Below are 13279 nucleotides of genomic sequence, written 5' to 3' on the forward strand. Positions count from 1 at the left end.
CCGTCTTCAATGCGCCCCAACGTCGGACGTTCCGACGGATTCCGCTTTATCCCGAAAGCAGACATTAAACCAACCTCTTATTCGCTCTGTCGATCATATGCGCTCGTCATCGGATTGCTGGAATTGTCAAACGAAAATGAGAACTCAACTACGATGTCTAAGTTGATTAAGCGCGGCGTTCTTTCCAAAATTCTCCTGATAGCTTTGCGCGAACTAGGGTTTTTAGCCGAGCATAATCATCGGGCAAGGCATAAGCAGCAGGCACGACCAACAGCGTTAAAAAAGTCGATGTCGCTAATCCGCCCATAATGATGAAGCCCATCGCATTACGCCATTCAGCGCCATCAGACTGAGCAAAAGCAACCGGCATCATACCAAAAATTGCCGCCAAAGCCGTCATTAACACTGGCCTGAGCCGTTCGGGAGCGGCCTTTTGCATAGCATCTGCCGCGCTCATACCATTCCTTCGATAATCATTTGCAAGGTCTACCAGAAGAATCCCGTTTTTCATCACAATTCCCATAAGCGCAATCAGACCAATCTGGGCGAACATGCTCAATTCCTGATTGGAAAGCCAAAGCGCAATAAACGCTCCGGAAAACGAAAGGGGGGCTGTAAGCATTATCAGGACAGGCTGTCCGAAACTGTCAAATTGGCTGGCAAGGACAATGTAAAGGGCGATAAATGCGAGCGCGAATGCGAGCAATATAGCAGAAGTCGTGTCTGCCAATCTCCGCGCCATACCCTCCATTTTGGTCGACATTCCTTCAGGTGGGGGATGACTAGCCAAAATTTTGTCAACCTGAGCAACAGCGACACTTAATGCTACGCCGGGCGGTGTGTTTGCCATGATTGTGATTTGCCTGGCTCGGTCTACGCGATCAATCTGAGATGGGCTGTCCGCAACCTCAATATCTGCAACTGCAGCCAAGTCTATTAAACTCCCGCTCCCTGATCGGACGGGGAGCCGGGCAACGTCATTCAAAGTTTGCCGTTTATCTTCATCGACTCGAACTCTAACATCATAGCGCCTACCTTCTGCTTCAAATGTTCCCGCGTCTCTCCCGCCGATTAAAGTCTGCGATGCTGCAGCGACGTCCCGCGCCGTTACCCCTAAATCTGCTGCCCGATTTCGGTCTAACCTAATCTGCAATTCCGGTCTGCCGCCTTCATAAGTAGAGGCAACATCCACCAATTCCGGCGAAGCGCGCATTTTTGCCGCCAAGATGCCGGCATATTCATTAATGGTTGTAAGATCAGAACCCGAAATAATCAGCTCTATCTGAGCCGATCCCACACCGGCACCGGAAACCCACGGCACTTCTACAGCGGATATATCCTTGGCTTCTGGTAGCGTCTTTGCAAGGATCTCACGGGCTTGGTCCATGATCGCACCCTGTTTGACCGATCGACCTTGTTTAGGTGTGAGATCAACATAAAAATCGAGCAGATTGGTTTTCTGATTTGTTCCTGCTCCAGCGGTAACAAACACATATTCTACATCTTCAATTTTGCGCAATGCCTGGTCGGCAAGCAACGATGCCTCTTTAGCAGTTTCAATCCCCGTTCCCAAAGGTAGTTCAACACTTGCGAGGAACTCTGACCTATCTGTGAGTGGCATGAATGTGGCAGGAACCATTGCTGCAAAAAGACCTCCGATCAAAAGGCTTATGATTGCTCCCAAAAAAACGAGATATCGTCTTCTGATCGACCAACCTACAAGCTTTTCATAACGCTTCCGCATATTCTCGTGGAAGATCTCAATTTGTCCTAACCAGCCTGTTTTTTCTTTTTCCGATTTGAGGAAGCGCGAGGCAAGCATAGGAGACAAGGTCAGCGCAACCAGTAATGACACGCTAACCGAAAATACAATCGCTAAACCATATTGAAGAAAGAAGCGTCCTACTAATCCGTCCATAAAGGCGATGGGCACAAACACTGCCAACGTGGCAAATGTCCCGGCAAGCACCGCCAATGCGACCCGCTTGGTTGCTTTTGGTGCGGCCTCCATTGGATCAGCGCCTTCATCGACATCGCTTTGCACGGCTTCAACAACGACGATAGCGTCATCAACAAGCAATCCAATCGCGACCGTCAAGGCCAATAATGTCATGAAATTAAGCGTAAAATCGAAGGCGGCAAAGGCAGCGAACGTGGCAATAACGGAAGTCGGGATGGCCAGCATAACGATAAAAGTTGCCCGCCAGCTGAGCAGAAAAAAGAATGTGACAAAAACAACCAATACCACCGCGATCATCAGATCAAACAAAACATCACCAATGGCCGATTCGATGAATCTCGCTGTTTCTCTCGTGACAACAATTTCAACCCCGCTCGGCAGCTGGTCCTTGATCTGCTCGATTTCCGCTTTGATTGCTCTGGTCATTGCAACGGTATTGCTTCCAGATTGCTTGCGAACCTCAAGCACAACCCCGGGGCGACCATTTAATTGGGCATAGCTGGTTTCATCCTCGACCGAGTCTTCCACGCGACCGATATCGCGGACCCGTGTGACCTGTCCGTTGGGCCGATATGCTACCGCGAGATTGCCAAATTCCGAGGCTGTATTGGCTTCCGCCAATGTTCTGGTCCCATATTGCTTGCTGCGACCATCAATCTCAAGGCGGCCGCCCGGCAACTCGGCATTTTCGTTTCTCAAGGCGGCTACGACATTATCCGTGCTAATAGCGCTTGCCCGCATTTTTGCCGGATCAAGCCAGACCCGCATTTCTCTCTCGCGCCCACCTACAATGGAGATAGAACCTACGCCGCGAATACGCTGAAGCCTCTCTTTAACGACCTCATCGGCAAAGACCGTGAGTTCTCGGACCGGCGCATCTCCTGCGATAAGCAGCGACAGTATCGGCGCTGCGTCCGGATCAAGCTTTTCGACAATAGGCGCGTCCGATTCTTCCGGCAAATTGCTTAATATGCTGGCCACCCGGTCCCTGACATCCTGGGCCTTGACGTCGGCATCTTCCGACAACTCAAACTCCAACACGACCTGACTGACGCCTTCGGCGCTGACTGAACGCATTTGCCGAATGCCAGAAACGCTGTTGACCTCTTCCTCGATAACGTCGGTGATTTCAGTCTCGATCGTATCTGGAGACGCGCCGGGCAAAGTCGTTGTTACCGAAACATAAGGGAATTCGATTTTGGGGAACAGATCAACACCCAGTCTCCCGAAACTCAACAGACCCAGAACGACTAGCGAAGCAATCACCATTGTCGCAAAAACGGGACGCCGGATCGAGACATCAGAAATCCACATCAGCTTACCGTGCAGGCTTTCTTTGCTTGCGCTCTACTTTTTGCCCATCGCGCAAAGTGGATGGTGGGTTTTGGATGATTTTTTCGCCGGTCCGGACGCCCTGGGTGACCTTGACCCGTTCGAAATCTATGCTTTCGACCTTTACATCCCTTCGGCGTGCGATGCCTTTCTCAAACAGGAATATATATGCGGCTGCGCTATCACCTTTCACGGCTGATCTAGGAAGAATAATTGCGGATTCCGGCGGCGTCTCGATAAGCGCGCGCACGCCAAGTCCGCTACTGATTCGATAATTGGGGTTTCTTATCGGCAATCGCAATTCGACCGTCCGGGATTCCGGGTCAACCCGGTCATTGATGATGAACACAAAGCTGTCGAAAGGCTCATCAAAGCCATCAATATAAACTTTTGCCTTCTGGTTGAGCTTGAAATCATCAACCCGGGCCTGCGGAGCACTGACGATTGCTGCCACTATTTCTAATTCCTGTAGTTGCAAGGCTGCAGATTGTTCACCCATCGAAAAGCGATTGTTGAGATAGGACCCCTCATCGACCAATCTGGCTGTAACGACGCCGTTATATGGAGCGCGGGCAACAGTATCGCGCAGCGCCTGTTTGGCCGTGGCCAGTAGCGATTGCGATTGAGATACCTGCGCTTTCGCGACGACCAGGTCTGTTTCAACCCTTTCGACCTGTGCTTTCGATACAAAGCCTCGCGGGGAAAGCGCAATTACGCGGTCATGTTGGCGCTGGGCCTGTGTCGCCTGCGCTTCCGTCAGGCGTAGCGCTGCGGATGCTTCCGCAACCCGTCTTTTATAATCTGCTTGCCTGATCTGGAAAAGCGCTTGGCCCTTTTTGACCCTATCGCCGACGGTCACAAACATAGTTTCAAGCGGTCCTTCCACGAGAGCGCCGATTGCGCTGCTCTGCTTGGCCGCAATCGTTCCAAAAACCTCGACAGGATCGGCCAAAGGTTCGGACTTCGCTATCAGAAAGTCTACTTCGAATGCGGCGCTTGTTTGAATGTCATCATCATTGGCATTCGCAGTATCGTCGTTCGCACAGCCCGAAACCAAGCCCAGCATGGCTACAGACAAGAGAAATATGATATTTTTGACACCCATTTACGTGCTCAAATATGTCCCGCGCCCGCTGGCTACCAAGCGATCATCATCATCTAAAATGCGGGTGTCTGCGGTGCTTATGGTTTTTCCTAGCTTCACGACCTGCCCAATTGCACGAAGCGGGCCGTTGGTGGCTGCCCGATGATAATCTACCCTCAGATCCACGGTCGCCCTGGCAATACCCCCTGCAGCAATAATCGCATAAAGCCCGGTTAAATCGATCAGAGACGCCAATATGCCGCCGTGCACGGCTCCAATCACGGGATTAGATACGAGTTCGTCCCGCCACGGCATTTCCAGTTCCAGTTGATCGTTGTTTTGCTGAACAATTTTCAGACCCAACCAGCGATGGAAAGGCGCAATCTGCATTACGTCAGCAAGATTTTCCGTATCATATTTCATGCTGCGGCACCGCGATTGTGGGTCGCATTCAAAAAGGAGATTATCGCCGAACAAAACGCATCATTGCGGTCACCGACGACCATATGGCTAGCATCCGCAATGTCGGTTAAAAGCGCGCTAGGAACCAGCGTTTGGAAATGGGCCACAGCTTCTTCAGAGACCATGTCGCTGGAACCTCCGCGTATGAGATGAACCGGCAGTGTCAACCTGGCAGCCGCAGCGCTTAACCTGTCGAAACCATTCTCTTTTGCTTCGGCAGCGTTGTCCCGAGCGTGCGTCACATGGTGAATAAAATTGGGGTCCCAATGCCAATAATATCGCCCGTTTTCCCGTTTGCGTAAATATCGATCAAGCTTGCCTGTGCCGGTGCGTTTCTCTCGCTGTGGCATATACTCGGCGATAATTTTGGCAGCTTCTTCTGGGGAGGAAAATCCATCTGTCATGTGGGCCTGCATGAACCCGACCACTCTCGATACTCCGACGGCTTCCATCTTCGGCGCGATATCAACCAAGGTGAGTGACCTAAAACTTGCAGGGGCAAGCTCACCGGCAGCAATCATACCCGCGATTCCGCCCAGTGACGCTCCGACTAACGCTGGAGGATTTTCAAGCTGCTTGGAAATAGCGATTAGATCACGCGCAAAATCGCGCATATCGTAAGCGCCATCTGATGCCCATTCACTGTCCCCATGGCCACGCATATCGATGGCCGTCGCGCGGTAGCCAGCGTTGGCGAGTTCATCCAGTACCTTCGCCCAGGCATGACGGGTTTGCCCGCCGCCATGCGCAAGCATTACCGGAAAGCCGGTTTTTTGCCCAGTCGTGCTTGCCTTAATCTTCAAGCCGTTGTGGCCCGTAAAGGTGCTCTCTTCATGATCCATACCGATTTTATAGGCTGTATAGTGATAGACAGTAAAGGGCTTTATATTATATTAAATTTACGATATGGTCACTATCATGACAACCGAAACAGCTACAATGAGTGCCAACGCGCAAGACGGGTTCCTTAATGAGACCGATGAGTTTGCGTTTTTGCTGGAGGAAGTACCCCGAGTTCTGCGCAAGGCATTTGATGAATCGATTGCCCAGTTCGGCCTGTCCCGCACACAGTGGAGAACATTGGCCTATCTAATCAAGACCGAGGGAATGACGCAAACAGAGCTGGCAAATTGCCTTGAGCTGGAACGGGCTACGATCGGATTGACGATTGATCATCTCGAAAAACTGGAATTTGTCGAACGTCGGTCCGCAGAAGGTGACCGGCGTGTCTGGCGAATATTCCTGCGTCCAAAGGCAGTCAGTATTATTCCGGAACTTCGGAGAGAAGCTAACGCCGTTTATGAGATAATGTTAAAGGATGTTTCTGACGCAGATGTGGCAATCATCAGAACCGCGATGGAAAAAATGGTTGGCAATCTAAGGGGCAGTTGCGCGCTTTAGACCGCGAAAATCCAAATGAACCTGGTACTTCCTCCCGTTGAATCAGGATCAGTTGGATTAGCTGGAGCGAGTGGCTGGGGCCACTCGCTCCTTTCTTTATGCAAATGTCGGCAGTTGGTGCAATCGGCGTCTTGTTTTATTTGCGGGCTAGTGCCTGCTTTTGCGCCCAAAACGGGCAGAACCAGACTGGCTGCAAACGGCCCACAAGACGACATCGTGCCCTCCCAAGTGAAGCGGCATTCATTCGCCCTATTTTGGACGCCTCAATCCTTTTCACCAGTTTTTGTCATCCAAAAAACACATCCCCATATCTGACATAAACCGCCCCTGTCCGGATGGTGCCTGGACCTGCAACCCGCGCATCTTCAGGGCCGTGTTGTCATCCTGCGGATGCCTGCCCGCACCACCCCTTCATGCGGGGTTTCCCTCATTATCATTCGGTGCAGTCCAGACCCCAACCGGACCTTTCGGGGCTTAGTCAAAGGGATAGTCCCTTGGACGAACAAATAGCTTCGAAAGGTACTTCAATCATGAAAAACACAGTTACACTCGTCGGCTTCGTAGGAAACGATCCGGAGGTTCGCGAAACCAGGTCAGATGCAACGATTACCAACATCTCACTCGCCACAACTCGGTCCTACAAAGACAGTGAAGGAGAACGCCAGCAAGAAACCGAATGGCACCGGATCACCTGCTTCAATGGTATCGGCAAATGCGTTGCAGACCATGTCACCAAAGGAGCCATGATAATGGTCACAGGACGTCTACATTATACCAAGTGGACAGACGATAAAAACGTCACTCGTTACGGCTGCGAAATCATCGCTGAGCAAGTTGATTTTCTCTCCAAGGCGAAAGTCAAATCTGCTGATTAATCGATACAAACATTCCAACTTTCCCAGGCTCGGTAGCATTCGCTACCGGGCCTTTTTCTTTGCTCCAATTATAACGTCTATTTGGCGATAAATTATATCGCCAGTTTGTACCTTCAATGCCATTGCAAACGCACCAACAGTCTCTCCAATCCAGCAGAAAATTGATAAAAACCGCTCGGCAGTTTTCGTCTTTTGCATGCTATTTGGTTGCCAAACGGCCTTTTTTGGGCCTCTTCTCTTCCCGTCCCAAATACACCCATCCTGTACTTTTGAAGGAAAGTTGTTTTAAATCAGCTATTTAGCGGTCGAGAAATTGGACTGGATCGGGCCTGCCGAGCTGGGAACTTGACAGCACACCGTACGCAGCTCGCTGCCTTGGATATTTTCATTGATATCAACTGTTTAAGTCCCAAAATCGACCGATGTAACAGACAAATCCTCTAAGACTTGGTGGGTTTTTGCCAAGTCTTAGCCCAATCAAATCGCCGCAAGTTATTGATAATTATAGAAACATAACCGATTGACTTAGACTTGTTCACGATTTATTCTTATTGGGCTTTTCGAAGGGTGAACCAGGTTCTTGAACGTCAAGGAACCTGAGTATGACCAACCATATTTGCTTACAAACCTATCTTTCTTATCCGCTTGCACAGTGGGTCAGATCGGAAGCTGATGACCACGGCGAATGTGTCAGCGTCTTCATTCGCGATCTTGTCATGGCGGCGTATATTACGCAGGATGAAGGTCGTAAGGATACCCTAAAAGACCTCGACAAAGCCCGCGAGATCGTATTCTCGTCCGTAGCGCTTGATGCCATTTTAACCGCCCATCCAGATAGCTCGCTTCGGCAAAAAACCCACGATGCCTATGCCCGTCGCCTACAACGATTGGGGCTTGCTGCTGCCTCTTCGAATGGAGGCCAAGATGAAGCGTAATATTGTAAACTTCACGCGCGGTAGCCAGCTTCTCGGGCACTTTGGTTTCATGTTTGCTAGCGGGCTCAAAGCTCCTCTGATCATTGCTGCCGTTCTCTTGGTAGGCGTTTCGTATTGGATGGTGACATCCGGTCTTACCGACCATCAGCGTTACCTTGCCGGTATGAACCTTTATGCCTCGCTTTACGGGTTCATGGAGTTTGATCCTACCAAGCCGGTAAATCTTGATCTTGCCGGCGGCGCGAGCAATGAAATGGCCATCTCAGCGGTTCAGAATTTTCCGCCTGTCGTGCGCGCAATGGAAGCATTAGGGACAGCGCTCCGCACGGCTCTGGCCATCTCCGCATTGCTGTTTCTGCCTGCCTTTATCCTGTTCTACTGGGTCGCAGAATATTTTGGCGGACGGTCAAAAGAAAGTAAACATGAACGCGGCGCGCAGCTTGCAACGCTGCCCGAACTGCAAGCGGAAATAACCCGCCGTAATGCTAGTGAGCAGGCACGCGAAATGCGCGCCGAATTGGGCTGGCGTTGGCGTTTAGCGGGATCGAACCAGCTTGCTGCGGCAGGTTATTACAAGCCCTCGGCAATAGCCGGCGTTCGTTATCCCTGGCGACTTGAGCAGAGCCATGCGATGCTGATCGGGACAACCGGAACCGGCAAGACCGTGGCCTTGTTGGAGATGATTGACGAGGCTCGTAGAAAGGGACAGCGCGCCGTCATATTCGATTTGACCGGTGCCTTTATCGAACATTTCTATGACGCCTCCCGTGATGTCATACTGAACCCGCTTGATGCCCGCTGTCCGCAGTGGAGCGTGTTCAATGATTGCAGTACTATTGCTGAATTTCATAGTGCGGCTAAAGCGCTTGTGCCCCAGGATGGCGGCGGCGATGACCAGTTCTGGGTTATTGGTGCCCGCTCGGTATTTGTGCAATCCTGCATGCAGCTGATGAAGGCGGGAACACCGACCAACGAGGCGCTCGCAAACAAACTGATTACGGCCGATCTCACCGATGTGCATAAGCTCCTAAAGGGCACTGTCGCGGAGCAACTCACCGCGCCCAAAGCGGCCCGCATGGCAACCTCAATCCGGGCTGTGCTTAATGCAAATGCCGAGGCTTTGATGTTGCTGCCCAAACATGGTCCGCACTTCTCAATCCGCGACTGGGTGCAGGGTGAATGCGAACGCGGCGGGATCATATTTATATCCGCGCGCTATGTGGACATGAGTATCTGTTCCAAGCTGCTAACCTTGTGGATGGATACTGCGATGAATACCCTCATGTCGATGAGCCGGACATCCGATTTGCGGGTGTGGTTCATGATTGATGAGCTGGGCGCATTGCACCGGTTGCCGGCGCTGGAAAAAGGTTTGCAAACGGCCCGCAATTTTGGCGGCGCCATCGTCACCGGCATCCACGCATTTGCCAAACTCAAGGAGGTATATGGTGAAAATATGGCGATGACATTGTCTTCGCTTGCGCGCACCAAATTAATCCTGGCAACGGCTGATCGGGAAACCGCAACATGGTGTTCGGATTTCATTGGTCACCGGCAAATCAGAGACATGGAAGAAGGCTATAGTTACGGTTATAATAATGCCCGTGATGCGGTCAGTCTAACCCCCAGAAGGCAGATCGAACCGCTTCTGCTACCCGATCAGTTTATGAACTTGCCGCGCCTCAACGGTTACATAAAATTTCCCGATGGCTTCCCTGCAGCGCCGGTTAAACTTGTCCCGCAATCCTGGCCCAGTCTAGCTGAAGGATTTATTGCGCGGGCATTTGATGATCCAGATGAAACGGCTCAATCCAGTGCACCCAGTAAAGAACGACTGCCGTCTTCCAAGCCTGACAGGGCAGATAAAAATAGCCACGGCGGGGAGGTAGATCCAGCAGCGGACGCCGATGACAATGAAGAAGGCGTCAAACAATCCGCAGCCGATCAGAAGGAGTTTGCCTTCCGGGAACCCGACGAAATCACAGACGACCAGTTGCCTGATGAACCACGAGATCAATTGCTCAAGGATGGCACAGCGGATCCGGCTTCCGATGGTCCAGATAAATCTCCCGGCAAGGAAGAGCAGGCGCCATCTCCGTCTCCCAAAGATGACAAACTGCAGCGCCCTGATCTGCCTGATCCAGCAAACAAGACCCGATCGCTCAGCGGTTCGCCGCGTGATGCTGGCCGCGACCTGCGTGAAGGCGCGGTGCGCGATGAGCCGGACCGCGATATCGGCGAATATGACATGTGAAGCCTGCGCGGTGGAGGGCGCGCCCTAATGAAAGGAATGGACTATGCTCTCCGCTTCCAATGTTCGCTCCGCGGGCGGCGCTGCAACCTATTTTGCGGCAGATAATTATTATACCAAAGCCGATGCCGACCGGTCCGGTCAGTGGATTGGAGAAGGAGCCGAGCGTCTCGGTTTAAAGGGCCCAGTCGACGCGCCGGCCTTTGAAGCTCTGCTGCGCGGCGAACTGCCAAATGGCGAGCGTGTTGGCAGCGACAAACAATGTCACCGTGCCGGAACCGATCTTACCTTTTCGCTGCCAAAAAGCTGGTCGTTAATCGCTTTGGTGGGCGGCGATAAACGGATCATCGAAGCGTACCGGACAGCGGTGATCGAGACGCTGCAATGGGCCGAGAAAAATGTCGCAGAAACAAGGGTTTTTTCACGTGGTAAAATTAAGACCATTGGAACGGGCAATCTGACAATTGGACTATTTCAGCATGACACCAATCGCAATCAAGAACCCAATGTCCATTTTCATGCGGTTGTCGCCAATGTCACCCAAGGCCCGGACGCCAAATGGCGGGCGCTTCATAATGACAAACTATGGTCGAACAACACTCTTCTGAACAGCATGACCATGGCGCGCTTTCGTCTTGAAATCGAGAAACTGGGATATCAGCCTGCCCACCAAGGCAAGCATGGCAATTTCGAAGCAGCAGGCATTTCGCGCGAAGCGGTCATGGCTTTTTCTACGCGCCGACAGGAGGTGCTCGATGCTCGCCGGGGACCAGGATTGCAAGCTGGCAAAATTGCTGCCCTTGCAACCCGTGCGCCCAAAGAAACTATCAAAGACAGAGATGCCTTGTCCGCGACCTGGCAGGAAGCAACACAGTTGATGGAGCTCGATCTCAGCGGATTGATCGACAAAGCCAATATTCGCGCAGCAGGTTTGGAGATTGATCAAAATCCCAATCTGTCACTGGCACAAAAAGGAATGATCTTCCTGCGCACATTCGCTGAAAAAATTCAAGGATTTGGACCAAAGCCCTCAGCCGATCCTTTGGTGCCAGCGCATATTCTCAAAAAGCCACGCGAAGAGATTGCCGCAGCGCAGGCGACCGCTTCAGCCATCCGTCATCTGGGGCAGCGTGAAGCGGCATTTGGGGTATATGATGTTTACAAGACTGCTTTAGATTTTGGCCTCCCGACATCCATTGCCCATGTCGAACGCCGCGTGAGGGCTCTGGTCAGGGAAGGTGAGCTCGTCCGGGGCAAAGGACGCGACCGCAATTTTGTCACCACGCGCGATGCCTTGCAGATCGAACGGCGCATAATTGGACAGGTGGAAGCGGGCAGGGGCAAGTCGGAGCCTATTTTGTCATCGGACATGGCAGGCGATCAGCTGCAGGCGGTCGCGGCTCTCAATTTTGGGATGACACTTAACAAAGGTCAGGAATCCGCAGGCCGGATGATATTATCATCGTCCAACCGCATTATCGCTGTGCAGGGCATAGCAGGGGCAGGCAAGAGCAGCCTTCTCAAACCTGTCTCGCAGCTTCTTGGCGAGAATGGCAAAACGGTGCTGGGTCTCGCCGTCCAGAATACGCTGGTCCAGATGCTCGAACGCGATACCGGAATTGCGTCGATGACCTTGGCGCGCTTTATTGGAAATCATAAGAACCTCCTTGAGGAGCGAGCGGATAAGAAGGCTATCATGGAAGCCAAAGCCGCCATGAAAGACCATGTGCTGGTACTCGACGAGGCCTCGATGGTCTCCAATGTCGAAAAAGAAAAGCTGGTCCGGCTCGCAAACCTGCTCGAGGTCGACCGTCTGGTTATGATCGGAGACAAGAAGCAGCTGGGCGCTGTCGATGCCGGCAAGCCCTTTGCGCTTGTACAGGCATCGGGCATTGATACAGCCAAAATGATCACCAATTTACGCGCCCGCGATAAAATACTACGCCGCGCGCAATATTCAGCTCAGGCCGGAAATGTCGGCGAGGCTATGTCCTATTTGAAAGACCATATTACCGAAACCAAAGAGGGTAGCGCCCTAATCGCCGCCGAACGCTGGTTAGCGCTTTCTCCACAAGACCGGCAATCCACCGCCATCTATGCATCAGGACGAGCGCTGCGCACAGCCGTCAATGAAGCGGTCCAGGCCGGGCTTAAACAAAACGGCGAACTGGGAAAACGAGGGCAAAAACTGGACACCTTCTCCCGCGTCAACAGCACCCGCGAGGAACTGCGCTATATTCACAGCTACAAACCCGGCATGATGATTGAACTTAAAGCTCCGGACAGAAGTCAGCGCCTTGGCAAGGGGCAATATGATGTGGTCTCGGTCGATGAGCGCGCAAAGCAGCTTGTCCTGAAAGATCGTGGGGGCAGGGAGCGGAGCTTTCAGGTGAGCAAGCTTCGCGCAAATGCATCTGAAGACCAGATCGCTCTCTATGAAAAGAAGCAGCTCGATATTTATGCCGGTGATAAAATTCGCTGGACCGACAGCGATCACAAACGCGGGCTGTTCAACGCGGATCAGGCAAATATTACAGCAATTGATGCCAAGCATGTTCACTTGCGAACATCTTCCGGCATCGAGCATCGTCTGCCCCATAGCGATCCCATGCTAAAACGTATTGATCTGGCTTACGCGCTCAATGCGCATATGGCGCAGGGGCTTACTTCTGATCGCGGGATTGCGGTCATGGATAGCCGCGAGCGCAATCTTTCCAACAAGCAGACATTTCTGGTTACGATTACGAGATTGCGGGATGGTTTGACGCTCATCGTTGATAACCGCGAGAAACTGGAAGCAGCAGTCGAGAAAAATGACGGCGCAAAAAGATCGGCGCTTGAAGTGACACAGCGTCTTGGTAAAGCCGCAGCCACGGGTCTTTCCAAAGGAAATGAAATTGCGCCCAAAGAACCGCAAAAGGACCAGCGAGAACTTGAAAAAGAACACAGCAAGCCGTTGGATATGGGAATTTAGATGAT

Annotated in this window: 9 protein-coding genes; 5 read left to right on the top strand and 4 right to left on the bottom strand. The window is 52.0% G+C overall.

What is annotated here, in order from left to right:
- Positions 1–166: 166 nt before the first annotated feature.
- The 4 genes from ACO6S1_RS12360 to ACO6S1_RS12375 are packed head-to-tail and all read right to left on the bottom strand — an operon-like array spanning position 167 to position 5641.
- Positions 167–3274 carry an efflux RND transporter permease subunit gene (locus ACO6S1_RS12360; protein WP_422342988.1) on the bottom strand — a complete coding sequence of 1036 codons (3108 nt, stop codon included), beginning with the start codon at positions 3272–3274 and terminating at the stop codon, positions 167–169.
- A 4-nt stretch (positions 3275–3278) separates the two neighbouring features.
- Entirely contained in the window at positions 3279–4397 is a 1119-nt protein-coding gene (locus ACO6S1_RS12365; RefSeq protein ID WP_089132079.1) for an efflux RND transporter periplasmic adaptor subunit, read from the bottom strand.
- Positions 4398–4799, bottom strand: a complete 402-nt coding sequence (locus tag ACO6S1_RS12370; protein WP_422342867.1) for a hotdog fold thioesterase — start codon at positions 4797–4799, stop codon at positions 4398–4400.
- Positions 4796–5641 carry an alpha/beta fold hydrolase gene (locus ACO6S1_RS12375; RefSeq protein ID WP_422342868.1) on the bottom strand — a complete coding sequence of 282 codons (846 nt, stop codon included), beginning with the start codon at positions 5639–5641 and terminating at the stop codon, positions 4796–4798. The genes ACO6S1_RS12370 and ACO6S1_RS12375 overlap by 4 nt, the downstream gene beginning before the upstream one ends.
- A 115-nt stretch (positions 5642–5756) precedes the next feature.
- On the opposite strand from ACO6S1_RS12375, the gene ACO6S1_RS12380 reads away from it, so the two are divergent.
- From ACO6S1_RS12380 to mobF, 5 genes are all read left to right on the top strand, one after another.
- Positions 5757–6239, top strand: a complete 483-nt coding sequence (locus tag ACO6S1_RS12380) for a MarR family winged helix-turn-helix transcriptional regulator (protein ID WP_422342989.1) — start codon at positions 5757–5759, stop codon at positions 6237–6239.
- 530 nt (positions 6240–6769) lie between these two features.
- The gene (locus ACO6S1_RS12385; protein WP_168820586.1) at positions 6770–7114 is read left to right on the top strand and encodes a single-stranded DNA-binding protein; all 345 of its coding nucleotides are present in this window, start codon (positions 6770–6772) and stop codon (positions 7112–7114) included.
- A gap of 602 nt (positions 7115–7716) precedes the next feature.
- Positions 7717–8049, top strand: a complete 333-nt coding sequence (locus tag ACO6S1_RS12390) for a hypothetical protein (protein ID WP_422342990.1) — start codon at positions 7717–7719, stop codon at positions 8047–8049.
- The gene (locus ACO6S1_RS12395; RefSeq protein ID WP_422342991.1) at positions 8039–10303 is read left to right on the top strand and encodes a type IV secretion system DNA-binding domain-containing protein; all 2265 of its coding nucleotides are present in this window, start codon (positions 8039–8041) and stop codon (positions 10301–10303) included. Before ACO6S1_RS12390 ends, ACO6S1_RS12395 begins: the two co-directional genes overlap by 11 nt.
- A 43-nt stretch (positions 10304–10346) precedes the next feature.
- Entirely contained in the window at positions 10347–13274 is a 2928-nt protein-coding gene (mobF, locus tag ACO6S1_RS12400) for a MobF family relaxase (protein ID WP_422342992.1), read from the top strand.
- Positions 13275–13279: the final 5 nt, after the last annotated feature.

This window comes from Parasphingorhabdus sp. (assembly GCF_965233695.1).
Classification (GTDB): Bacteria; Pseudomonadota; Alphaproteobacteria; order Sphingomonadales; family Sphingomonadaceae; genus Parasphingorhabdus.